Below are 23,901 nucleotides of genomic sequence, written 5' to 3' on the forward strand. Positions count from 1 at the left end.
TTTGCGTGCTGATATGTCGACCTCGGAAACGCTCGGACAACCGCAGAATAGGAGTGCGACCTCCGAGCCGCAACGGGCATTTCGGGCGACGGCACTCGACCGCGCGGCCTCTCCTGAACAGCTTGACCAGCTCGTCGTCATCACCAGGCCTGCCGACTGGATTATCACGGTCGTTTTCCTCGTTGTGGTGGTGGCCGCGGTCGTGTGGGGCATTTTCGGGCGCGTGCCCACCCGCGTCTCCGGCGAGGGAATCCTGATCAGCAATGGTGGCAAGGTGGTCGACGCGGTCTCGGCCGCTGCCGGCCGGCTGCAGTCCGTTGCCGTCACGGTCGGCGACCACGTCGACCTTGGTCAGCCGATCGCCCAGATCGTTCAGACTGACATTGAGCAGAAGCACAAGGCGGCGGTCGAAGTATTCAGGGAGCGCCAGCGCGAATATACCGACCTCAAATCGAAGGTCGCAGCCGAGCTCGCCGCCAAGAGTCAGAATTTCGAGAAACTCGAAGCCGCACTCGAACAAGTCATCAAGGCGACCGGCCAGCGCGTCGATTATCTGTCGGTCGACGTCAAGAACCTCGAGGGGCTGCTCGCGAAGGGTTACACAACGCGACGTGCTCTGGAGGACCGGCGGCAGGAACTGAGCGATGCGCAGCAACGCCGCCTCGACGCGCAGAACGAGATTCTCAAGCTCAGGGCGCAGAAGACAGACCTGGAGACACAGCGAGAACGCGACGTTCAGCAATCCGAATTCACCCTGAACGAAGCGCGCCGGCAAGTGAATGCAGCCGCGGAGCAGTTAAGCCAGAATACGCAGGTCCTCAGTCCGATGGAAGGCCGTGTCCTCGAAGTGAAGATCTCTCCCGGCTCGGTGCTCACGGTCGGGATGCCCGTGGTCCAGATCGAAAGCGAAGGCAGCAAGCTGCAGGCCGTCGTCTATATCCCGGCCGAACATGGCAAGCAGATCAAGCCGGGGATGGCGGTTCATCTCGAGCCGAGCACCGTCAAGCGCGATGAGTTCGGCATGATGATGGGTACGGTCTTGAGCGTCTCTGACTTCCCGATGACTCCTCAAGGCATCAGCGCAGCACTGCACAATGAAAGCCTGGTGTCCCGCTTCTCCCACAATGGCGCGCCATATGCCGCTGAGGTGACGCTTCAGGAGGATGAGTCCACCGCGACGGGTTATCGCTGGGCCGTGGGCAAGGGGCCCGCCACTCATTTGACGAGCGGGACGCTGGCGCGCGCCGAAATCACGACCCGGCGACAACGGCCGCTCGACCTGGTGATCCCCTTGATCAGGCACCTCACGGGAATTGATGGATAAGCCCTCTCCTACGTCGGCAAACGCGCGGCACGGTCGCCTGTCAGGACTGCTGCGCAAGAAGGTGAAGCGGACCCCCGTCGTCCTGCAGATGGAGGCGGTCGAATGCGGCGCTGCGGTGCTCGCGATCGTTCTCGCCTATCACGGCGCCTGGATTCCCCTGGAGCAGCTCCGCATTGCTTGCGGCGTATCGCGCGACGGCAGCAAGGCAAGCAATATTGTCAGGGCAGCGCGGCGCTATGGCCTTGTTGCAAGAGGATATAGTGTCGAGCCGTCCGCGCTGGTCCAGCTCCCGACGCCCTGTATCATCCACTGGAACTTCAATCATTTTGTAGTCCTGGAGGGTATCAAGGGCAGGAACGCCTATATCAACGATCCTGCGAGCGGCCGCAGACGCATCAGCATGGCCGAGCTCGATCTTGCCTTCACCGGGGTGGTGTTGGTCTTCGAGCGCGGCGAAGAGTTCAAAACGGTCGGCAGCAAGCCCAACGGGATCGGGCTGCTGCTGGGAGAGTTGCGTCACTCAAGGGCGGCGGTTGTCCTGCTGGTGATCGTGAGCATCGTGCTTGTCATTCCCAACATCCTTGCCGCAGGCTTTTCCAAGATTTTTGTCGATAACATCCTGATTCAGCACAGCGATAGCTGGCTCATGCCACTCCTGATCGGAATGGCGTTAACGGCAACTTGTCGCGGGGTGATGGTCGCGGTTCGTCAGTCGGTGGCGTTACGGCTGCAGGCAAAGCTCTCTGTTGTCATGACCAGCCGCTTCCTCTGGCGTGTGATGGCGCTGCCGTTGGAATTCTTTACCCAGCGCCATGCCGGGGACGTCGCCAGCCGCGTCGCATCGAACGAGCAAATCGCGCGCCTCTTGTCCGGCGGCATTGCGATGAACGCACTCAGCTTGACGTCGGTGCTTCTCTTTGCCGGCGCGATGGCGGTCTATGACGTCAGCCTGACGGTGCTGTGCATCGCGATCGCCTTCCTGAACCTTCTCCTGCTTCGCCTGATTGGGGCGCGACGGCAGGAGCTCAGCTACCGGCTCGCGGTTGAACGGGGCAAGCTCCTGGGCGCCACGGTGGGCCTGGTGCGCACCATCGAAACCATCAAGGCAAGCGGCCTGGAAGATGATGCGTTTGGCAAATGGGCGGGCCTCCAGGCCAACAATCTGAACGCCGAACAGAAGCTCGGTGCATCGGCCATCATCCTCGACATGGTGCCGACGCTGCTCTCCGGGTTGATGACCGCTGCGATCCTGGGGCTCGGTGGTTTGAGGGTGATCGAAGGCTCGCTGACACTTGGCAGCCTGGTTGCATTCCAATCCCTGGCGGCGAACTTCTCGGAACCATTCGAGAATCTCGTCAACTATTTCGGCGGCCTGCAGACGATCAAGGGAGCGCTCGAACGGCTCGAGGATATTCGCAAGTACCCACTCCGGCCCGCGCCGCCCAGCAACCTCGTCGATAGCGTTCCACCAAAGCTTGCTGGCAGGGTCGAGCTTCGCAACATCAGCTTCGGTTATTCGGTTCTGGAACCGCCATTGCTGGCCAACCTGTCGCTGGCGATCCCCGCGGGATCGCGCGTGGCGCTTGTCGGCGTCTCCGGTAGCGGAAAATCGACGCTCGGCAAATTGATCTGCGGGCTGTACGAGCCGTGGGCGGGAGAAATTCTCTTCGATCAATGGAAGCTGGCGGACCTTCCACCCCAGGAATTCGCAAATTCCGTCTCCTATGTAGATCAGGACATATTTCTGTTCGAGGGGACCGCGCGCGACAATCTGACCCTTTGGGATTCGACAGTGGATGAGCGCTACTTGATCGCCGCCGCGAGGGATGCATTGATCCACCACGACCTGGCAACACGTCCCGGAAACTACGACTGCCACATCAATGAGGGCGGAGGCAATTTCAGCGGAGGGCAACGCCAACGTATCGAGATCGCCCGGGCACTCGTCTGCAACCCGTCGATTCTCGTCCTGGACGAAGCAATGGCGGCCCTCGATCCGATCACGGAAAAAGTCATCGACGACAACCTGCGACGCCGAGGCTGCACTTGCATCATTATCGCGCACCGCCTGAGCACAGTGCGCGATTGCGACGAAATCATCGTACTGGAGCATGGCCGGATCGTGGAACGCGGCACCCACGAACAGCTTGTCGCGCTCCAGGGCGCCTACGCAAGGCTCGTGACAAGCGAATGAGTAACCCCGTTACCAAAGATGAGTTTGTGAACATGAGGCCAATTGCTGCCTCCCCCGCTCGCCGCACGGCGATCGACCCGCGGCATCCCGTTCTCCTCAACGAACGTGATCACGCGCTGGAGGTGAGTGCCGGTCATATCGATATCTTCGCGGTGGAGACAGATGGCGTCCGACATCATCTGCTGAGGTGTGAAATTGGTGAAGTGATACTGGACCTGCACACGGCTTGTGAACGGTCAGCGATACGGCTGCAGATCGTCGCAGTCGGGGGCCCTGACGCGGAAATCACCACAGTCCCCCGAAACGAGATCGCCACGGACCGCATGTCCGGCTGGATCGCCCGGCTGTCCTCGCTCGCGGCCGGCTCGGCCCGATCGGACGACGCTTCCGAATTGATCGGTGGCGAAACGAGACAACTGCGTGCGGGCGAACGTTGCCGCGGCCCGAAGCGAAGCATCGCGTGGGCCCGGATCGAAGCAGGAAGCGTGAAGGTACTGGATCTCGCCCCCGAACTCGAGGCCGGGGGTCCCTTCATTCCGCTCACAGCGGAGACTTCGCTGGAAGCCGGCGAGAGCGGCGCCAGGATCATCACAGAGCCGACCACACCTGAACCATCTCTGGTCTGGCCAGCCCTCGACTGCTTCCATGTCGTGATTGTCGCCAGTCTGGAGCGGTGGCTCCGAGATGAAAGGTCGTCCGAACAGCAGCAACTCGCCCGGCGAGCCGAGCTGACCCGTGCGCGGACGCTGGATGCCCTCGAGCGCCTGTCCGAAGTGGTCACGGCCCCAACCGGTCGCGCGCAGGTCGAGCTGGATTCCGGTGACCTCCTGCTCGACAGTTGCCGCCTCGTCGCCGACGCATTGGGAAGCTCCATCACTCACGCAAGCCGAACGCATCCCGCGGGCCAGAGATTCAGCGACATTCTACAGATCGCGCGTGCATCGCGATTACGAATTCGTCGCGTCCAGTTGCGCGATCGCTGGTGGAGATCCGATGCCGGCCCCCTGCTGGGGTGGCATGGGCCCGAAGGCGACCCGGTTGCTCTGATCCGCGACCGGCGCGGTGGGTACACGATGATCGATCCGAAGCAGGGATGGCGACGACCGGTCAATAGCTCGGTTGCAAGCGCTCTCGCACCGGAAGCTGTCAGCTTCTACAAAACCCTGCCCGCGCACCCGCTTCGCTATCGTGATCTGCTGTCATTCGCGAGCGGAGGCCTCTCCGCCAGCGTGGTTCGCATGGTCCTCGCGATCATCGCCATCGGGTTGCTGTCGCTGATACCGCCGCTGGTAACAAATCTGCTGGTCAATTCCGTGATCCCACGCACGGAGATCGACCAGCTCGTCGTTTGTGCGGCGGCGCTCTCCGTCACCGCGATTGCGATGGCGGGACTGCAAGGCATGCAGGGACTGGTCACCATCCGGCTTGAAGGCCAGCTCGACTACAAGCTTCAGGCCGCCCTCATCGATCGCCTGCTCAGGTTACCGGCGTCGTTGTTTCGCGACTACACGACCGGAGATTTGGTCGACCGTTCGATGGGCATAGAAGCGACGCGCCAGATCGTGACGGGACGAACCTTGCGAGGCTTTACATCGGCCCTGTTCGGGATTTTCAGCATTGGGTTGATGTTCTATTATGACCTCCGGCTCGGCAGCATCGCGCTCCTGCTAATCGCGCTCCGGGCGGCCGCGATCGTCGCAACCAGCGCCGTGCGAACTTACTACGAAAACAAGCACTTCAATCTGCAAGGCAAGGTCAGCGGCTTTGTGCTGCAATTGATCGCTGGCGTCAGCAAGCTTCGCGTGGCGAACGCCGGAAGTCGCGCACTGGCGCGATGGTCGGGACAATTCGCTGCTCAGAAGCGCTACTTCATCGCCTCGCAGCGAGCGGCCAACGTTCTGGTCGTCTTCGAGACGGCCTTCCCTCTTCTGGCCACGTCGATCATTTTTGCGATCGCCTCGCGCACCAATAGTCAGCTCCTGGTCAATCTCGGCGCCTTTCTCGGTTTCCTCGCCGCGTTCGGCCAGACCACGGCGGCGATCGGCAACTTTGCCTCGAGCATGAGCGAATCGCTGGTGGTCATCCCTCATCTGGCCAGGATGAAGCCGATTCTCTCCGCTGCCGCCGAGATCGCGGAAGATCGACGGCCGGCGGGCGAGCTCACAGGCGAGATCGAGTTCTCTGGCGTCACCTTCCGCTATATCGAGGATGGACCGATCATCCTTGACGATATCACCCTACACGTTTCGAGGGGGGAGTATGTGGCGGTTGTCGGTCCTTCAGGAAGCGGAAAATCATCGCTGTTGCGATTGCTGCTGGACTTCGAACGACCGGAGGCCGGGACGATCTTCTATGACGGCAAGGCGCTGAACACGATCGAGACCAATGACGTGCGACGCCAGCTTGGGGTTGTGCTGCAAGACACGAAGCTGGCAACAGGCAGTCTGTACGAAAATATTTGCGGCGGCGTCGACCTGACGCTGGACAAGGCCTGGGAGGCCGCGCGGCTGGCGGCGCTCGACGCCGATATTCGGCAGATGCCGATGGGTATGCACACGCTCGTTGCGGAAGGGATCAATACGCTCTCGGGCGGACAGCGCCAGAGGGTCCTCATTGCCCGTGCGCTGGCACGTTCGCCACGCATCCTGCTTTTTGACGAGGCAACGAGCGCGCTCGACAACCAGACGCAGGCGATCGTCGGCGCGTCGCTGGAACGGCTGAACGTCACGCGGATTGTTATTGCACATCGGTTGAGCACAATCCGCCACGCGGATCGAATCGTGATGCTGGTCGGTGGCAAGATCGTGCAGTCGGGAAGCTATGACGAGCTGACAAGCGGAACTGGCCCATTCGCGGAGTTCGCGCGGAGACAGCTCGTCGCCTAGCGGCTGGCCGATCTGTTTCTCTTCTCCTTTAGCGCAGCCTCTGCATTCAGTACTATCCCCTGACGGCTGCGAGCCCAGAGAATGTCGGATATGTCGTCACGTGGTCCCGACCCGGGCGCCATGGTCGCAGCAGGCGAGGCCGACCTGGCCTATTACCTAGCTCAGAGATCGCCGAAAAATACTTCGATGACCAGCAACGCCGAGGCCCAAGGCAAGCGCAAGCTACCAGCCGCGGCCTGTGGGCAACTCCTTAAGCATTCCTTTGCTCTAAAGGGGTCTCCACCCCACGGGCAGACGCGGCCTCACTGCACAGATGAGGCCGAGTGGCCGAACGGTCTGGAGGTTCGCAATGGCCATCCTCGAAGCTATCTTTCGGGCATACCGTCACTGTTCTAGTGCTTGTTCGATCTGAAGCTGGCCTGCGAGCCTACTATCACTTTCCCTATGACGTGGGCTCGCATTCACATAGTGGGCAGCGAACCGGGCAGACTGGATTCGGGAAAGCGTGATGCGCAGCAGCTTGCTGCGCAATCGATGCGCAACAAGCGTTGATTAAGTATGCCGCGTTGTCCATCGGCGATCGCGTGACAACGCAGATTCCAAGCGAAGATCAGAAGGGCCAAATTGATTTGACGATGCCCTCCACCGCGCCGATGACCTGCTTGATTCCGCGAACGAGGCCGTGACCACCGTTACCCGTACCGGTACCGTTGCCATCACCATCCGCACCGCCGACCACACGATCGAGGGCTTCCATCGACATTTCATGGTCGAATTTGTTCATAGCCATTCTCCTGTTTCCGGGAGGGGCCACCCCCTCAAGCCGTGATCACAGGCATACAAGGTCATCGGAGTGGTCGCTGTGATCCGCATCACCCTTTGGAAGCGCGGTTGCCGCTCCGAACATCAGCAATCAAGTGGCCGACGTTTTGAACAAACCACACGGGACCGGTCGCCGCGTTTCTCGCCCACTGCTATCCCTATCGGGACGGAATGAAGCGACTTTGGCGGCTGGTCAAGCCCGTTCGACCGATCCGCAAACCCGGCGGCGTTATCACCATAAAGAATTCAACCGTTCTTGCATTCGCCGGCATCAGTGTCGAAGCCGCCGACAATCCGGATTGGGTACTTCAGCTGACTCACACGGAAGCTGCTATTGCCGCGCGTCACGGATGCCGGGCCGAGCAAAGTTACCCAGATTGGCTTGACGCACTGATCATATCATGGCCGAAGGCAGTTCTGCCGGTCATAAAAGATCAGATCGAACGCGAATGGTCTTCGCCTTCTGAAACGCCTACCACATTCTTGTATCGATACGGTTCACTTACCAACGCGATACAGCTGCCGGTGCAACGCCTCATAGTCTCAACCATTCTCAAGTCGGACGCGAATACGGTCCAGGTAATCAGAAGTATTCTCAAGGTTGTCCGCAATTTGGAATTGGATGCCGGACAGCGCAGGAAGCTGTTTGCGACCGCGGAAGCGCGCTACGACGAGCATGTCAAAGGCGAGAGGGACGATTTCGCTCTGTCCTATTTGGCGCTCTTGCTCATAGTTGATGCCGACAAGGCTATGTCGATCCTTGCCAGATGGTTAAATTCTGGACCCAAGGTTGCCCGGCAAGTGCGGGCGGATAAGACATTCAGTACGTTGTTCGACCGCCATGATTCAGTCATTACGGGCGCCCTTTCGAGCGCGCCGGTCAAGACGCTGGAAGCGCTCCTTCACTTGGCCTACACCCACATCCGCCCGAAGGACGACACCATACGCAGAGGCTCCTACAGTCCCGACACGCGGGATAATGCCCAAAACGCGCGCGATGCTATTCTGACGACGCTTTTGGAAAGACCAGGCGCGGACGCCTACCAAGCAATCAAGAGACTTGCTGACGATCCGGTCTTTGCATTGCGTTCGCACCGGTTTCGCGAGCTTGCGCGCGGGAAGGCCGAGCGCGACGCTGAAAGTCCTGCGTGGAACGCCGCAGAGGTAATCGCATTTCAGCGTCAATTTGCAGCTCCGGCAAAAACGGGTGCAGATTTGCTCCGCATTGTTGGCGGCGTTCTAGCCGACATCGCCAGAACCCTCACGCAAGGAGACGTTACGTCCCGTCCGCTACTAGAGCGAGCAAAGGATGAAGACGAAGTCCAACACTGGCTCGTAGAGCAGATGACAGCTCGCGCACGTGGCCGCTTCCATGCATTTCGCGAAGCTGAAGTTGCGACGCGCGACAAGCCGGACGTTATTGTTGCATCAACTTCCGCGCCCTGCGAAGTGGCAATTGAAGTCAAGCATGGCGGCAAGGGCTGGACTGCTCGCGACCTCGAACATGCGTTGCGAACCCAGCTTGCGGAAGATTACTTGAAGCCGGAAAGCCGTCGTCATGGTGTGCTGGTCATCACGCATCATCGCGACAGGCGATGGCTCGGTATTGGCGATAGCAAGCCCATTTCCTTTTTCGACTTGATCGCATGGTTATCGGGAATCGCATCAACGATCACGGAAAATGCTGCTGGCCCGATTGTGGTGAAGTGCGTGGGGATAAACGCTTGGTCAAATGGAAGTGTTCCGCCTGCTTCGAAGAAGCGTGCGGCGCAGCGCCCCCGCAAGCGACGACTTTCCGCCAGCAGAGGCCAGAAACTTGCCAAATCGGGCCGTCGTTGATGGCATTCCAGTTGCTTGGTTTCCTTTAGGCGATATCTCCCTTCTTGGTCGGTCCAATACTGTAAGGCCGGTTCAAAAAGAATTCGCGATTGCCGAGCGCGGCCTCTGCGTACTGATCGATAGCTACCTGGATCGCCTGAACATGGTGATAGCACCAGCCTTCACGAGCAGAGAGTTGCCGGACTTCGTTTAGTGCCCTGATGAACGGCGGCGGGTCTTCGCAATCATCGAACCACTGCGGACGCTCCCTCACCATTTCCGGCCTCCGAGAACCTTACCCTTCGGCTTCGGTAGCGCGGCTTCATCCGGTCTCGGTCAGCGCAGAGAGCGTCGATCTTGTCGAGCATCCGTTGCAGCAGCGCTTCGGCCGAGCTGGTCGGGATACCCGCTCGCTGAAGCTGAACGATTTCTTTGCGCTGGCGGCTGACCTGCACGCGCATGCGCTCGATCTCCGAACGGAGGAATTCGAGTGTGGGCATATTTTGCTTCTGGAACTGACGATGAGTCTCTATAAGAACGAAACGCGAACGATGAGTCAAGACTGCAAAATGGAGAGGTCCTGCCGAGTGGGCGCGCGCACGTCCGCTTCGGAAGGCAAAACCGTCGCGTGATCCCGCGCCAAGGTCGTCGCCTTGTGACGCGAAGCGGACGTTAACGGCATTACCTCTGCAAGTGGACGCCCGCCGTTTTAGCGATAAAGTACGGCGCTGCAGGCCCGTCGGGGCGTTTGAGAGCATCGGAGTTTGAAATGACCGATTTCGTTATGCCCCGGACGCACTACGCCCGCAGCGGCGAGACGAATATTGCCTATCAAGTGGTTGGCGATGGACTGATGGACCTCACGCTTGTGCCCGGTTCGATCTCCCACCTCGAAGTGATTTACGAGCTGCCAAACATAGTTGCGAGTTTGCGACGCTTTATCCGCTTCGCGCGGCTCATAAGCTTTGACAAACGCGGTCAGGGCCTCTCCGATCGCGTGCCGGGGGTGCCTTCGTTGGAAGAGCGAATGGATGACGTTCGCGCTGTCATGGATGCGGCGGGGTCTCGCAAAACAGCTCTGTTGGCTTTCTCAGAGGGCTGTCCCATGAGCCTCCTCTTTGCGGCACCCCACCCCGATCGCGTCTCCCACCTTGTGCTGATCGGAGGCTTTCCGCGAGCAGGCCACTCAGTGCCGGCCAGTCAGTTCGAAGCGGTTATGGACAAGATAGTTGCAGACTGGGGCTCCGGCCAAATGATGCGACACGTCGTCGGCATGACCAACGGCGGCACGGATGAGCTCGCAGCGCTCGGCAAGTTCGAGCGAATGAGCTGCAGCCCCGGTGCGTTCAAGTCCATCATGTTGATGAACCGGCTCATTGACGTGACGCCGGTCCTGCCAAACATACGGGTTCCGACACTCGTTATTCACAGCCAGGCCGACGCAGTAGTGCCTGTCGCGGAGGGCCGGAAGCTCGCGGCTGCAATTCCGGGCGCGAAGTACATTGAGTATGAGAAGTTTCCGCACGGGGTCTTCTTTTCTGACGATTGCGAGCAGGTAATCGGCGACGTTGAGGAATTTATCACGGGCAAACGGCCCGAAGCCGAAGGCGAAGCAGATCGGGTGCTGGCCACCGTTCTGTTCACCGACATCGTGAACTCCACGACGAGAGCGATTGAACTTGGAGACCGCCGCTGGCGCGAACTACTTGATTCCCATGACCGCCTTGCTGCACAGGTTGTCGAACGACATCGAGGAAAGTTGGTCAAGACCACTGGCGACGGTATCTTGGCGACATTCGATGGCCCCGGGCGTGCTGTTCGCTGCGCCCTCGCTTTTGGCGATGCGGCACGGCAACTCGGCTTGCCCCTGCGCGCCGGACTGCACACCGGCGAGGTCGAGGTGCGAGGCAAGGATGTTGGCGGAATAGCGGTTCACGTTGCCGCCCGCGTTATGGGGCAGTCAGGCGCAAATGAGGTATTTGTATCTCGAGTAGTGACCGATCTGGTTGCGGGAGCCGGGCTGAAATTTGCTGAGCGGGGCTCATTCGATCTGAAGGGTATTCCGGGGTCCTGGGATCTGTTTGCGGCCGTCCAGTAGCCTGCATGACAGCTATTGGGCTCAAAGCGGCGTTCGCTTGTGGCATCTTCGATGTCTGCCTTTGAGGACAATCCGGACTTACCCGCGCTCGCTTTTACAGAAAGTCCTGCTCAGCCGCGCTCGTTTTCAGAAATACATTGCTTACCGATGAACACAGGCGTCACAGGCTTGGCAGTCACCGGACCTTCGTACCGCGCCGCGAGGGCCAGCAGCCGCCGCTTGATGAAAGGATCATCCGCACGGTCAGCAAGGTCGCGGATCAGAATAGCCCGCTGCTTGTTAAATTCATTGTCCAACATGGATCACCAATAAAACTGCATTATACTGGTGGTCATTGTACCATGTTATTTTTGAGTCATGTATGTTTAAGCCTACCAAAGCCGTCGAGATGCCAGGCTTCATCAAGCCGCAGCTTGCCACGCTCCGGAGCAAAGCGCCCAAGACCGGCTACCTCCACGAGATCAAGTACGATGGCTATCGGGTTCAGCTTCACCTGAACCAAGGGAAAGCCAAGGCATACACCCGCAACGGGCTCGATTGGACCAAGCGGTTTGCGGCTATCGCCAAGGCTTTCGACATTCCCGGCCAGGCTATCGTCGACGGCGAAGTCGTCGTCGTTCATGAAGGCCGAACCAACTTCAGCGAACTACAAGCCGAACTTGCAAAGGGCAAGCAGGAACGGCTGCTGTACTACGCGTTCGATCTTCTGTGGCTCGATGGACAGGACTTGCGGAAACTGTCGCAGATCGAACGCAAATCGATGTTGCGGGGTTTGTTCGACGCTTACGCGCTCAAATCTCCGCTTATGTACAGCGAGCACCTTGAAGGCGACGGACACGAGTTGTTCGAGCACGCGAGCAAGCTGAAGTACGAAGGCATCGTCTCGAAGAAGGCTGATGCGTCCTACCGCTCTGACCGCAACGACGGCTGGCTGAAGGTCAAGACTGTTCAGCGAGAGAAATTCCCAGTGATCGGGTTCGTAAAGGACCCGACTGGTGTGGCCGCCCTCTATCTCGGTAAACAGGAAGGCCGAGAGCTGGTTTATATGGGCAAGGTTGGTACCGGCTGGTCGCGTACCGTTTCCAGTCGAATCCGTAAGCAGCTCGACACGGTCGTTAGTCCGAAGTCCAAGCTGACCAAGCCGGTGAAGAAGCCGAAGGCGACTTGGGTTGAGCCGAAGTTCTACGCGGATGTCGAGTACCGGGACATCACGTCCGAAGGGCTTCTGCGGGCTAGTTCGTTTAAGGGCCTCTCAAAGCGGTAAGAAATGTGCATCCGGCGCTCTGGGCTCTGCCAAGCCGCGTCCGCTTGCGAGCGAACAGGCATTAAGCCGGTTGAAAGCCAGCGCAATTTCCAGAATAATCGGCATTTATTGCGAAAGAATGGGGCTGATTATGGCTGAGCTACCATTGCCGGAAACTCAATACGCTCAGAGTGGCGAATTCAATATTGCTTATCAAGTGATGGGCGACGGCCCAATCGATGTGATTTTGGTTCCGGGCATTATCTCGCACATCGAGTATCAACACGAATTGCCAGGGTACACTCGCTTTCTTAAGCGACTTGCCAAATTCGCTCGCGTCGTAACCTTCGATAAAAGAGGGCAAGGTCTATCGGACCGCTTGGCGGACGTGCCATCGCTCGAAGAGCGGATTGATGATGTTCGGGCTATTATGGACACGATCAATTCCCGGAAAGCCGCGCTGGTTGGTTTTTCAGAGGGAGCGGCGATGAGCGCTTTGTTCGCAACCGCCTACCCTGATCGCGTCACTCATCTTATTCTTTTTGGGGGACTGGCTCGTATTTTAGACTTGCTGCCGCCTAACCTCAGCCCGGAGATCATTCAAGAACGCTTGGCGAACCTAGTGAAACGGTGGGGAAACGGTGATTTTCTAAGAAATGTCTTTGCCAGTGAAGCGAACAATCCCGACGCAATGGCGCGCATCGCCAAATTCGAAAAGTTTGCTTGCAGTCCGGGCGCCCTGAAATCCTACATCCTTTCAAATAGGCGCATAGATATAAACCCAATACTTCCCGCCGTTCGGACACCGACGCTCGTATTGCACCGAGCGACTGATGCGCAAGTTCCTGTAAGGCTCGGCCGACAACTGGCGGAGGGAATTCCGGGCGCGAAATACATTGAGTATCCCTCCGGTGATCACGCGTTCTGGACCGGGAGTATTGATCAAGTTGTAGGAGACATCGAAGAATTTCTCATCGGGCACCGCGTCGGCGACGAGTACGATTTGGAGCGCGTTCTTGCGACGGTACTGTTCACAGATATTGTTGATTCCACCAACCGGGCTTCGGAAGTCGGCGATCATCGCTGGCGCGACCTACTAGACAGCCACGACGACGTTTCGAGCAGGCTGATCAGCAAGCATCGCGGAACCCTGGTGAAGAGTACGGGCGATGGTGTTCTTGCAACCTTCGACGGCCCCGGCAGGGCCGTACGCTGCGCTCTGGCGCTCAGCGAGGAAGCCGAAAGTATCGGCTTGCCAGTACGAGCGGGTCTGCATTGTGGGGAGGTCGAGATCAGGGGCAACGATATTGGTGGTATCGCCGTCCATGCGGCCGCTCGCGTGATGTCTCAATCGTCGAGAAGCGAAGTTCTGGTATCTCGCGTGGTTACCGATCTCGTCGCGGGTACGGACCTAAAGTTCGCTGAGCGCGGATCATATCAGCTGAAAGGACTTCCCGGAAAATGGGAGCTTTTCGCCGCCAGCAGATGATCTGAACCCGCGCGAAAAGCAAGAGACTGCTTGGCAGAGATTTTTTCAGCCCCAATGCCTAATTTCGCGAGAAGGGCGAACGTACCTCAAAAGCGATGACCCCGACGCTTTCGCGCCGGGGTCAATCGTGATCATGAGGCGCGGGTACATCCGCCGCGCCGTCCGATCATACTCATCCGTCACTACACCACCCGATCATGAGCAAGCTGTGACAGCGACGTGGCGCTGACGTGTTCACATCCGCGCGAAACCGGCCCGCAGCCAGTTCGCGCTCGCGCCACTCAACTCGACGCCGATGCTCAACCGCTAACGCCTTCCGCGCCTCCATATCCCGGATGATCTGATCGATCTCAGCGCCATCCAACGTTCGCTTGATGCGCAACACGACCGACAGCGCGATAACGACATCGCCATATGGCTTCAGCAAGTCGCGCGCGACGATGTCGCAGTGCGCGATAAAAGTGGCAACCGCCTCTTCACTGGAGCAAATCAACATAGCCAGCTCGCGCGCCTGCCGAATGTCATCGATAGGCTCGGCCGGTTCCTCGTCGAGCAGCATGCGTTCCAGCTGCTCGACCGGCCATAAACTCAATGCACTTGGCGTAAACATTGCCGAAGACATCTGCGACAGGGCGACGATCCTCGCCCGGCTGCGGCATCATCGGGCGCAGAGCGTCCCGAACGTGGGAAGCATCACCGCGACCCTCCGCAAACGCTTCAGCATGGCCCAGCCCCCAACACAGACCTTCAGAACCACGAACCGGGTCCGGGTTCACCGTGACGCCACCCACTTCATGTCCCAGCAGACGCGTGCAGACGGCATGACCAGCTTCATGGATGGCGATACGCACATCGTCATCGAACGTGCGACCGAATGAGGCAAGCAAGCGGTCGTAATCATCGAGTTCCACGTCAAGACCGCTGCCGTGATCAGGATCAACGCCGACCTCGACAGCGGTCTCGATCTTGGCGAGAAAAGCTGCTGACCCTTTCTCAGCCGAAGTTGTTGCATCAGACATAGCCAAGCACCTTCTTATGTCGCGCCAGCATGCGCGCGCGAATGATTGCAACAGGATTATTGCCCAGCTGCGGCATTGCGCGAGCGATCATCGCAGCGACAGCGGGCGGAATGCGGCCGTCGTCCTTCGGATCGACGACCCAGCCGTCGATCCGCGTCACGATTTGATGGGGTTGCCAACCGGGCGGTGCTGACTTTTTCACGTGCGCGGCACCGCGATCTCGATGGTGTGCGCTTCGGCGCTACGGTCGATAACGGTGAAGTTCGCTTCGCGCAGCACCGGATCAGGCTCGATCTGCGGCGCAGCATAGGGTTCCACGATTGCGTCGAGGTCAACGACATCCAGAGCTTGAGGGCTGAAGTCACCCGCCACGCATGCCACGGAGCTGGGCGCGGCGGGGGTCGGTCGTGGCTGTCGCAATACCGCGATTGAGGGCGCGATGCGCGGTCTCCACGAGCATGGTCGCGTCGTTCCACTGACCGGCAAACTTCTTGCAGCCGTCGTGGTCGCGGTAATGCGCGCTGCGCAGCATGAAGACGGTCTGCGTCGCCGGGGCCGGCTCGGTCACCACCATAAGCGCGGGGGGCTCATCCGGGATCGCCTGTTTCAGTCGTGGCCTTGGCCGCCTCATCCTCACATTCGGCAGCTTTCTGACGGTAGTATTCAGCGGCTTGCGCAGACATCTTCTATCTCGGAAACCGTGGCCGCCCGATGTGAACGAGCTTCACCCGCTTTCCCTTGCGACGTTTCGGTTGTGGTGGCTTGATCGGTGTGCCGAAAAACCGCTCGCGCGCGATACCGTTGTGGTTGATCGTCCATGCCCAAGGGCCGCAGATTGCGTCGCCGCATAAAATTAGGTGCTTGTTGCGACGGCCGAAGATGTGAACGTAGATGGCCTCGCGGCGGACAATTGCCCGCCGCCTGGCCCTGACGGCTTCGAGGTGATCGTCGAATTCCTCCTCGAATGCGGCGCGGAACGTTCTCACTGACGGGTCGATGAGTATCGGCCACCGGCATCGCACACCAACAAGTCTTGCTTGACCAGCCAGTCAACATCATGGTGCCCCTGCCGACCGTGCAAGCCGTGCTGCCTATCGGGATGCTAGGCGCGCTTGCTGCTGCCAAAGACCAACATCAGCGTCGCAAGCGCCTGCCTGTGCTTCCAGTCGCTCCGGTTCGCGTTGACGAGTTCCGTTTGGGAGCCGGCGCACGCTTAGACGACTGAGAAGGGGCAGTCACTTGTGCACAGCGTCATCGTCCACCCGAAAGCCTTGAGAAGCCTTCGCGGTCGAGGTCAAGGGGGATGGCCGCACTGGTCGGCGAAGGACTCTTTCCGGAGGCCCACCATAACAGGGGGTCATACGCGGTAGCGGGGGAAGGACTCGAACCTCCACCCCAAGTTTAGGATGCCTGTGCCCGGGCCAACCATCGACTGTAGTAATAGGCCGGGTCCCACGAAGCGAAATTATCGCCTTCGCGGCACCATCGCGCGGGCACCTAACAGCTTTCGTAATCGGCGGGGCGCCTGCCAGTCATCGTCGACGAACCAACTCCTCCGGATCGACCCTAAGAGCCTTGGCTATCCGCTCAATCACCAAGAGCGATGGATTTCTTTTGCCGCTTTCGACCCCGCTCAAATACGTCTGATGAACCTCGGACAAGCCCGCGAGCTCTTCTTGGCTGAGTTTCCTTGCCCGACGTAATTCTTGAATGTTGAGACCGACTCGATCCTGCAAGCGCATGCAGGACAGCAAGGGAAACTGTGCTGTCTAGCCCATAGACTATGAGTCATAAAATGAGTATCCTTCCCTCCTTCCAGGAAATTGGGCGACCTATGTCAGCAAGTCTGGTTGAGCTGAGCCTCAGTCCCTTCGTCAAATGTGGGCGAGAAATCTCGAACGTCGGCTATCTCGACGTGTCGACCGGGAGAGTTGTGGCTTCACTGGAAGTCCCTCTCGGGCTGATCGAACGCGCGGTTCTCGCTAACGTGTCGGTGGAAATAGCTTTGGCAGGCGACGGTAGAATTGCGTCCTCCGTCGCTGGAGAGGCATCCGCTTACTCGTCAGCAGTCAAGACGGTTTCCATTGACCACCTAATCCAGGAGTTTCTGGCTGGCGACAACCTGCGTCTGGAAGAAACGACACAAGCGGAGCTGAGAACGCTCCTGAATAGGCTTCAAGATTCAGCTCGTGCGGTGCAACGCGCGATCGCGTCGTTCGAACGTTCGGCAAATGAGGCATGAAAGCGACCCAGCGAGGCTCCGCTATTGTGTTCGGCTGAGGGGTCTTTGGCGATCACCGGCCAATGCTGATTTCCGCCAGTGAGACCATTAGCCAGAGCGCTGGCCTTTCGCGAGACAAATCGGCGCGCGCATGCGTTTAATCCTTGCCGGACTGCTAAGTGCCGACAGGCGCTGACTCGCCGAGCGCCTGGCGACACCCGTCGCGGCGAGGCCATTTCCTGGTCCCTCCCACATAGCATGATGCTGCCTAGGCCCATGAGATGATGCATCAGGACAATGATGATGTGGAACTAACGGCGCGCCGCCGTGTCCAACGACCTCGCCGGGCAAACCCAACGCCTGACGGCGTCGTGATGGAGATGGCGAACATTGACATCGTTGACTCTGGTGTCGCCGGCCAATGAGCGAAACATGCTCATGGTCCGACGCTCCACTCTCGTTCCAACGGCACACCTTCTTGGGACGCTCACAGTAGAGATGTCGAAGACCGCTGGCTGCACTCATATGCCCTTCGTCTAACAGCCCAAAGCTTCTACGAAAATTCACCATCGATCTGTTGCGTGGTCCCCTGGTGGCGCGTGGCCACACGCTCGCGGCCGCAGACGCAATCAGCAAGACGCGTCTTGGCCTTGGCTTGGCTCTGGCGATATCGCAGACCCTAACAGCGCTAACTCTTGGATGTGCAGACAATCACTTAGCCGCCTTTAGGCGACAGTGCTTTTATCTTGTCGTCACTCCCTTCCATCCTCTTCATCGGGCTACGTCACCCTGGCTTTGCTCAAATTGCCAAGTCGATGCACGGCGTGATCGATCACATCGGCACAAAATCGAACCCTTTCGCTTGAAAAGCGGCGGACAATTTGAGCCTTGAGGGCGCGCGCTGAAGCATCATTACTGCTCGTGAGATGGACGAAATCACACCTCCGAAGATCGAAAAGCGGAGTTCAATTCCACGCGAAATGCGAGCGTCAGCTCAAAAATACTGCGTCAAAATCCCTCGGATCGCTCGCATTTTTGCGAGCTGCGAAGCCCTCTTCCAACACAAAAATGCTCCTCTTCTCCCTCCCAAAGCGGCGCAAGCAACGCAAAAAGGCCCCGCCTCCGAGGAGGCGGGGCCGATGATCCGATGCGATCAGTCGCCGCTGCGGCGCGACCAGATCAGGGTGAAATCCTCGTCGCCTTCGACCTTGACCAGCGAGGCGTAGATCGGAGCCGGGAAGCTCGGATCGTCGAGCTTGACCGAGAGATATTCGCGGTCGCTGTCGCGAACGGTCTTCTTCCACGCGGCGCCGAACTCGGTTGCGCCGGCGAAAATGCGGTAGTCGGGAGCCTTGTCGTGGTCCTTCTCGGACGCCATGAACTTGGCCTTGATGTTGAGCGTCAGCGTCTTGATCGAGCCGGTGTAGCCGTTGTCCGAAGCGGTGAAAGTGCCGATGGTCGCCATGATAATCTTCCTCTGTTTTGCTCGGGCCGCGCCCATCGCAGCCTCGATGGCTGTCCTTGGCCCGGGGAGCGATCGGCCCGCAGCCGTAAGGCCCGCAGCGCCAGCGGAGGACGGCGAAAGCCTGCTTTTTTGTCTTGCGCGAGGAATGACGCCGCCAGGCGGCAGGGGAAAAAAGCAGGCGTGAGCTGTTGCGGGAAGGCGATCGAGGCTCTTGCCGTCCCTCGGGCCTGATCAGCCCATTCGAGGGTGCGTTGGACGCGAGCCCACGCCCAAACTGACCGGGATTAGCATGGCTACCGGCGCCCACCGCAGCACCGGGAAAACGACCGGATCGATCAAGAAAGGCCGACGTCTGCGCATCAATGACAGGAACGACGCACCAGGAAACGAGCGCGAACTCAATCGCATTTTCGCTTGCGAAAACGACGGCGGCGCCAAGAGTATCCGCCGCAATTGCGTCTCGGCTCACGAGGTCTGGACACGATCAAGGCTTCCAACCTGATCGCCTCGTCACGGCAAGGGATGGCGCGACACAACCGCTCCGGGTGCAGCAAGCGGCATGGGTCGGATGGATCCTGACCCGCATTTGAGGAGCGGCTAGCGTGGGTAATCGCCGCTTCTTTTCCTCTAAGCCGGCCGCGCGCCATCAGGCGCGCGGCCGCAAATTTGGAGCTTGCCGGGGCCGCCCTTGCGGCCCCGGCTCACCATTTACTCCGCAGCTTCCAAGCAGGAAGCACTGCCCTGCGCGTCATCTGGCGCATCAGCCCGATCGTCCGTCCTGGCCGTCCGCAGCAAGGACGGTAGCCAGCCGGTCGGCGCCAGTAACTGCTCGGCGGCGGCGGCCATCTCGGCTTTTTTCATGCCCGACAAGCACTCCGCGGCCTCCTCGCTGACGCCTTCACGGACGGCCTCCAGAATGCCAGCTTTGGTGACGCGGCCAAGATAGCTGCCGACCGTCGGCCGCCAGTATCCGGTCATGTCGAGGGCAACCGCCTCGGCCAAATGCCGGGCTGCCGCGAGGGCGCGCGGCCTCCGGTCAAACGGCAGTTTGACCGCGTTGACGGTCAATGCCGCGCAATGCGCGAACAGGGACATGCGGCTGTCGTGGTCGAGTCCGGTCACGAATTCCCAGAGCCCGCTGGCGTCCTTGGGCATCTGCCTGGCCCAATTGGCATGGCGATCCGACCACGCCTTACCGGCCGCCGTGTCCTCGATTCCAACCGCATGCACGGCCAAATCCGTCTTCATCGGTTGGATGCCGACCACATGAGCATTGGCCCCGAAATAGAAAATCTGAACCGCCAGCGCATGCGTCACCGCGACGATGGCGACGTCCGGCTGCTCACTCAGATTGAGGCGCAGCCCCAAGGTGCGATGCGCGGTGAGGTCCCGAACGAGCGCGTCAGACAGCCGTTGATCCTCGTCCTCGTCGTCGCTGGCACTCTCCTCTTCTTCACCGTCGTGCGCAGCTTCGACGCCTCCTTCGCCCTCTTCTTTCGCTGCCTGAGCGTCGCCTTCATGCCCGGTTTCAGCGTGGGGTTTCTCGTCCTCGGGGCGGATGAAACCCCGCTCGACCCGCACCGTGCCGTCGTGATTGAGGACCACGAAGGCGCCGCCGCGCGCGACGTCGGCAGGATCGTAGGCCTGCCGCTTTGCCTCCAGCCGCTCGATCTCAGTCTCCAGCTCGCCGAGCCGCGCGTCCACGTCGTCGGGCAGTTCCTCGGCCGTCTGATGCTGTTCGGTCAGCCGGTCGAGCTCGGTCTGGACCGCCTGAAGGGAGGCCTGATCTTCCGCCGACAGCTCGACCGGATGCGGGTAGACCCGGCGCAAACCGTGGGCATGCGGGAAGTCGAGATGGGCTTCCGTCCACCGCCATCCCTCGGCCGCTCGCAGGTTATCCGCCTCGCGGCCGAGCTTTGCGGTCACCAACAGATCGAGCAGCGAGACGTCTTCCAGATAGCCGCCGCAATCCTCGGTAAAGAGGTCGCGCAGCACCGTGCCGCCCGCCTCTGTATAGGCCTCGAGCCCGACGAAACGCGCTCGCCGATCCGTGGCAGCAACGTGGGACTCGGTGAGCAGACGGCGGATGGTGGCAGCATCCGGGTCGAAGGGCAGGCGCTCATAGACGGCTTCCTGCCGGCCATGATCATCCGTGATGGCAAACGCCATCAGCTGCTCAAGCGTCAGCTCGCCGTCGCGATAGAGCTGCACCAGTTTGGGCGACACCGCGCCTAACCGCAGGCGTTGCCGCACCACATGCGCGGTGACGCCGAAGCGCGCCGCGATCTCCTCCACACCGAGCCCGCGCTCATCCGAGAGCTTCCGGAACGCCTCGAACTCGTCGGCCGGATGCATCCTCTCCCGGGTGACATTCTCGTCCAGGCTGATTTCGTGAGGGTCGTTCGCGGTATCGATGACGCAGCGGATCGGTTCGTTTTTCTTGATTTCCTTGCGCTTCACCCGCAGCAGCTGGGCCAGCCGCCGGCCCTCGCCGATGGTCACGCAAAAGAACCCCGTCGCCGCCCCCTCGCCATCGACCTCCGGCTCGACAACCAGATTCTGCAGGATGCCTTTGACGGCGATGCTCGCCGCCAACGCCTCGATTGCGGCCCCGCTGTGCGGCGTCCGGCGCGCATTCTTCGGCGACTTTTTGAGCTTGCCGAGCGGAATGCGAACCTCTGTTCCATCAGGTATTCCAATTGTTTTGGCCGACATGATCATGCTTCCTTTTGCTTCCATGGGTGCAAGGCGCACCACGCGCCTGCACCCCTGCCCATCGGCGAGATCGGGGGTAGCAAGTGCCAGGACGACCCGGGCGGTGGGGGATCGCCCGCCCGAAGGGCCGCTTCGTGAGAAGCGGGTCTGCACAAGCGTGTGCCACATCATCGAAAGTCGACAACGTGAAAGCAGCGCGGAAGACCGGGGAGACCGCTCGGGGCGGCGTCGGCGAAAGCCGGCGCTTTACCCTGGCGCGCGCGAGGGGCAGCGCCCCTTCAATGTCTTCATTCAAGAAAAAAGACGCGAAGCGGCCGTCGCCGCACCGAAGGTGCGGTGGTTAGGTGATAGCAATGGCGTGATGCTCTCAAGCGTGAGATTGTTGGGCAAAGCAAAGGAAGTGTAATCAAGCCAAGAGTGAGAAAATCGAAACGCAGCCGACGAGAGTGCAGTGATAGCGACGCGGGCATGCAATGACCGCGGGCACCGAGGCGACTGCGGTCGCGAGACCGGTCTAAAAAGGCACCCGAGCGCGGGTCAGTGATAACGACGCCGGCATGCAATGCCGGGGGGCCCGCGAGCGAGTGCCTCCGGCGAGCGACACATTATATTCTACTCCTTGCGCGAGGGATCGCAGCCAATTGGCCGACTGTGCACTCGGTTCACAAGAGCCCGCCGCGGCGCCTGCCGCACGCGTTCAAACCAAAACCAGGAGAGCCAAGACGAGAGTAATATTTGGTTTGTGCGTCAAACATTCGAATCCGAAGTATCAGAAACGATTGCAGCTCTTCGAGAAGCCGGGGCGCGTCGCTCATTGCACACACAACCCTACTCTCTCCTCATCACGAATCGCTGCCCCGTGATAGCGGAGGAACGAATGACAGACCTAAGGATTCGTCGTAGCAGGAGCTATCTCAATGTTGACGACGCGAGAACGAAGGCCAGCAATGCGGACCCTGCGGGGATGGGCGATCCAGGTGCTCCAGGAAGCGGGCGCAATCCACGAGTGCGACGAGCACGGTTGGATGCAGGATCACGGCGATCCGCACGCACGAGAGCGGGCCTTTGATATCGCGCGTGGAGACCCACCATCAGGCATCTCCCCTGATGCAGCTGCGGCCGAGGTGCTCGACGTGCTGAACTCGATCGGTGATACCTGCCCGGAATGCCTCCAGGCTAAGTGAGCGCTATAGAAGGGCTTGTGCTGAGTCTAAACGCCAGGCCGGCCTTTCCATCTCAGCGGCCCATCTATTTCTCCACGCGCTTGCGCGCATTGACCTAGCTAGCCCCGCGCGCGCCGCAGCGCAGTCTCCAATCGCGTCTTCTCTTTATCCCAGCGGGCTTCTTCGGCCTGCGACCTCTTCTCGAGAGCCTCGACCTCGGCCTGGATCGCCGCGGCCCGTTTCGCGTGCTCCTGTTCGGCCCTATCGAACGCAGGCCGCGCCTTGTCGACCGCCTGCTGACGGCGTTCGCGCTCCTTCTGCCTGGCGGCCTCCTCTCTCGCTCGTTCAAGCTCGCGACGCCCTTCCTCCCGTTCGTAGTCAAGAGCGGCCTTTCGCTCCGCAGCCTTGTCGACGGGACGAGAGCCAGACGTCTTCGCCTTTGAGTCTTTCGACTTGCGGGCGGCTTTCGTTGGTTTGCCGTCGCCAAGATCGGTGGGCAGATCGGCATGCTCGTTGAAAGATCCGTCGGATCCGACTGGGCGTCTGAGCACGACGCCAGGCTTTGCCATGGTCGCGGCGATGACGTCCGGATCATCGCTTTCCTTCGCCGCACCTGATGAAAGAGATTGCTGTCTGCGCCCCACGCTTCCAGCGCCGCTTTCATGGAGGGCGCGGCTATCGCCAGATCGAAGAAGCCCAGCGAGGTCTGGTAGGTTTTCAGTTTTCTCGCCATGACACGCATCCCCGCCCGCCGACGCGATACGATGCGCCGTTTCACCTATCGCGCAAGCAAGGAATGCCGGAAGCGAGCGAATAGCGCTGCCGGCCCGGGATAGATCTCGGCGCATCCGGCTTGCCTCAGCGAGCTCTCGGTGAACCCGCCGCAAAGCACGCCGATGGTGGCGACCTTGGCCTTCCCCGCTGCTTCGGCATCGTAGGGCGTATCACCAATCGCGACGGCGTCCGCGCCTTCGACCTTGAGCTTCTTGAGAACGATCTCGAAAATGTCCGGTGCAGGCTTCGATTCCTCGGCATCATCTGAGGACGTCATCACATCTACCAGGTCCGTGATGCCAGCGATGTCGAGATACTTACCGACTTCATCTTTCTTGGCCGAGGAAGCAACCGCTATCCGAAGTCCGGCATCGCGAACGCGTCGCAGCAGGTCCGCGACCGCCGAGAAGGGACGCACGAGCGGTAGATATTCGGTCTTAAACGCTTGCCGCGCACTCCTCCAATTCTTTGCCGTGGTCGCGTTGTTCGTCGGCGGACAGGAAAACGGGAATGAGCTTGTCTCCCCCTTTTCCTATCTGGCTTCGTGCCTGTTCGAAACTCACATCGTGGCCGAACTGGAGCATGGCTTCCTGCCATGCCAGCGCGTGGAGATCCACCGAGTCGAGAAGAGTGCCGTCCAGGTCGAAGATAGCGGCTTTTGGATGTTTCAC

At 60.0% G+C, this 23,901-nt stretch carries 22 protein-coding genes and 2 pseudogenes; 10 read left to right on the top strand and 14 right to left on the bottom strand.

The annotated features are described in order from the left end of the window. Window positions 1–13 precede the first annotated feature (13 nt). From AKN84_RS14895 to AKN84_RS45405, 3 genes are read left to right on the top strand one after another with little or no spacing between them, the layout of a single operon-like run. On the top strand, window positions 14–1,324 hold the full coding sequence (locus AKN84_RS14895; protein WP_050421444.1) for an NHLP bacteriocin system secretion protein: 1,311 nt from the start codon (window positions 14–16) through the stop codon (window positions 1,322–1,324). Further along, window positions 1,317–3,518, top strand: a complete 2,202-nt coding sequence (locus AKN84_RS14900; RefSeq protein ID WP_128970821.1) for an NHLP family bacteriocin export ABC transporter peptidase/permease/ATPase subunit — start codon at window positions 1,317–1,319, stop codon at window positions 3,516–3,518. Before AKN84_RS14895 ends, AKN84_RS14900 begins: the two co-directional genes overlap by 8 nt. Beyond that, window positions 3,515–6,403: an NHLP bacteriocin export ABC transporter permease/ATPase subunit gene (locus AKN84_RS45405; protein ID WP_128970822.1), complete on the top strand. Its 2,889-nt coding sequence runs from the start codon at window positions 3,515–3,517 to the stop codon at window positions 6,401–6,403. The genes AKN84_RS14900 and AKN84_RS45405 overlap by 4 nt, the downstream gene beginning before the upstream one ends. 610 nt (window positions 6,404–7,013) lie before the next feature. On the opposite strand, the gene AKN84_RS47345 is transcribed toward AKN84_RS45405, so the two are convergent. After that, complete coding sequence (locus tag AKN84_RS47345; RefSeq protein ID WP_157863303.1) at window positions 7,014–7,187, bottom strand: hypothetical protein; 174 nt, start codon at window positions 7,185–7,187, stop codon at window positions 7,014–7,016. 209 nt (window positions 7,188–7,396) lie between these two features. Between AKN84_RS47345 and AKN84_RS14920 the strand changes: the two genes are divergently transcribed. Continuing rightward, the gene (locus tag AKN84_RS14920; protein ID WP_050421448.1) at window positions 7,397–9,064 is read left to right on the top strand and encodes a hypothetical protein; all 1,668 of its coding nucleotides are present in this window, start codon (window positions 7,397–7,399) and stop codon (window positions 9,062–9,064) included. A 25-nt stretch (window positions 9,065–9,089) separates the two neighbouring features. Here AKN84_RS14920 and AKN84_RS14925 read toward each other — a convergent pair whose 3' ends face one another. After that, window positions 9,090–9,320 (bottom strand): hypothetical protein, encoded by a 231-nt coding sequence (locus AKN84_RS14925; RefSeq protein ID WP_050421449.1) that lies wholly within the window; start codon window positions 9,318–9,320, stop codon window positions 9,090–9,092. 94 nt (window positions 9,321–9,414) lie between these two features. Between AKN84_RS14925 and AKN84_RS47350 the strand changes: the two genes are divergently transcribed. Together AKN84_RS47350 and AKN84_RS14935 are read left to right on the top strand one after the other, a co-directional pair. Further along, window positions 9,415–9,675: a hypothetical protein gene (locus AKN84_RS47350; RefSeq protein ID WP_050421450.1), complete on the top strand. Its 261-nt coding sequence runs from the start codon at window positions 9,415–9,417 to the stop codon at window positions 9,673–9,675. A gap of 137 nt (window positions 9,676–9,812) precedes the next feature. Next, window positions 9,813–11,141 carry an adenylate/guanylate cyclase domain-containing protein gene (locus tag AKN84_RS14935; protein WP_050421451.1) on the top strand — a complete coding sequence of 443 codons (1,329 nt, stop codon included), beginning with the start codon at window positions 9,813–9,815 and terminating at the stop codon, window positions 11,139–11,141. Between the two features lie 110 nt (window positions 11,142–11,251). Here AKN84_RS14935 and AKN84_RS14940 read toward each other — a convergent pair whose 3' ends face one another. Then, the gene (locus AKN84_RS14940) at window positions 11,252–11,440 is read right to left on the bottom strand and encodes a hypothetical protein (protein WP_050421452.1); all 189 of its coding nucleotides are present in this window, start codon (window positions 11,438–11,440) and stop codon (window positions 11,252–11,254) included. A gap of 62 nt (window positions 11,441–11,502) precedes the next feature. Between AKN84_RS14940 and ligD the strand changes: the two genes are divergently transcribed. Beyond that, window positions 11,503–12,405 carry a non-homologous end-joining DNA ligase gene (gene ligD / locus AKN84_RS14945; protein WP_050421453.1) on the top strand — a complete coding sequence of 301 codons (903 nt, stop codon included), beginning with the start codon at window positions 11,503–11,505 and terminating at the stop codon, window positions 12,403–12,405. Window positions 12,406–12,475: 70 nt separating this feature from the next. After that, window positions 12,476–13,873 carry an adenylate/guanylate cyclase domain-containing protein gene (locus AKN84_RS14950; RefSeq protein WP_244485116.1) on the top strand — a complete coding sequence of 466 codons (1,398 nt, stop codon included), beginning with the start codon at window positions 12,476–12,478 and terminating at the stop codon, window positions 13,871–13,873. Window positions 13,874–14,045: 172 nt separating this feature from the next. Here AKN84_RS14950 and AKN84_RS14955 read toward each other — a convergent pair whose 3' ends face one another. The 7 genes from AKN84_RS14955 to AKN84_RS45425 form a co-directional block, all read right to left on the bottom strand. Further along, complete coding sequence (locus tag AKN84_RS14955; protein ID WP_050421454.1) at window positions 14,046–14,432, bottom strand: hypothetical protein; 387 nt, start codon at window positions 14,430–14,432, stop codon at window positions 14,046–14,048. Continuing rightward, entirely contained in the window at window positions 14,395–14,892 is a 498-nt protein-coding gene (locus tag AKN84_RS45415) for a hypothetical protein (RefSeq protein WP_128970825.1), read from the bottom strand. Before AKN84_RS45415 ends, AKN84_RS14955 begins: the two co-directional genes overlap by 38 nt. Beyond that, the gene (locus tag AKN84_RS47355) at window positions 14,885–15,052 is read right to left on the bottom strand and encodes a hypothetical protein (protein ID WP_157863304.1); all 168 of its coding nucleotides are present in this window, start codon (window positions 15,050–15,052) and stop codon (window positions 14,885–14,887) included. The genes AKN84_RS45415 and AKN84_RS47355 overlap by 8 nt, the downstream gene beginning before the upstream one ends. Before the next feature lie 38 nt (window positions 15,053–15,090). Beyond that, window positions 15,091–15,264, bottom strand: coding sequence for a hypothetical protein (locus AKN84_RS47360; RefSeq protein WP_157863305.1), 174 nt, complete (start codon window positions 15,262–15,264; stop codon window positions 15,091–15,093). Further along, on the bottom strand, window positions 15,254–15,466 hold the full coding sequence (locus AKN84_RS14965; protein WP_050421456.1) for a hypothetical protein: 213 nt from the start codon (window positions 15,464–15,466) through the stop codon (window positions 15,254–15,256). Before AKN84_RS14965 ends, AKN84_RS47360 begins: the two co-directional genes overlap by 11 nt. Window positions 15,467–15,578: 112 nt before the next feature. Next, entirely contained in the window at window positions 15,579–15,878 is a 300-nt protein-coding gene (locus AKN84_RS45420) for a hypothetical protein (protein ID WP_128970826.1), read from the bottom strand. A gap of 546 nt (window positions 15,879–16,424) precedes the next feature. Then, window positions 16,425–16,634 carry a helix-turn-helix domain-containing protein gene (locus tag AKN84_RS45425; RefSeq protein ID WP_069278491.1) on the bottom strand — a complete coding sequence of 70 codons (210 nt, stop codon included), beginning with the start codon at window positions 16,632–16,634 and terminating at the stop codon, window positions 16,425–16,427. Between the two features lie 53 nt (window positions 16,635–16,687). On the opposite strand from AKN84_RS45425, the gene AKN84_RS14975 reads away from it, so the two are divergent. Then, window positions 16,688–17,134, top strand: a complete 447-nt coding sequence (locus AKN84_RS14975) for a hypothetical protein (RefSeq protein ID WP_128970827.1) — start codon at window positions 16,688–16,690, stop codon at window positions 17,132–17,134. Window positions 17,135–18,266: 1,132 nt separating this feature from the next. Here AKN84_RS14975 and AKN84_RS14980 read toward each other — a convergent pair. Continuing rightward, entirely contained in the window at window positions 18,267–18,578 is a 312-nt protein-coding gene (locus AKN84_RS14980; protein ID WP_050421459.1) for a DUF736 domain-containing protein, read from the bottom strand. A 708-nt stretch (window positions 18,579–19,286) separates the two neighbouring features. Then, window positions 19,287–21,299 (bottom strand): ParB/RepB/Spo0J family partition protein, encoded by a 2,013-nt coding sequence (locus AKN84_RS14985; protein ID WP_128970828.1) that lies wholly within the window; start codon window positions 21,297–21,299, stop codon window positions 19,287–19,289. A 911-nt stretch (window positions 21,300–22,210) separates the two neighbouring features. On the opposite strand from AKN84_RS14985, the gene AKN84_RS14990 reads away from it, so the two are divergent. Then, entirely contained in the window at window positions 22,211–22,477 is a 267-nt protein-coding gene (locus tag AKN84_RS14990) for a hypothetical protein (protein ID WP_050421460.1), read from the top strand. A gap of 98 nt (window positions 22,478–22,575) precedes the next feature. Here the strand turns inward: AKN84_RS14990 and AKN84_RS14995 are convergent. Next, a pseudogene (locus AKN84_RS14995) lies at window positions 22,576–23,189 on the bottom strand (cell envelope biogenesis protein TolA). A 45-nt stretch (window positions 23,190–23,234) separates the two neighbouring features. Continuing rightward, window positions 23,235–23,901 (bottom strand): annotated as a pseudogene (locus tag AKN84_RS15000) (HAD family hydrolase).

The sequence above is a fragment of the Bradyrhizobium tropiciagri genome, from assembly GCF_001189845.1.
GTDB lineage: Bacteria > Pseudomonadota > Alphaproteobacteria > Rhizobiales > Xanthobacteraceae > Bradyrhizobium > Bradyrhizobium tropiciagri.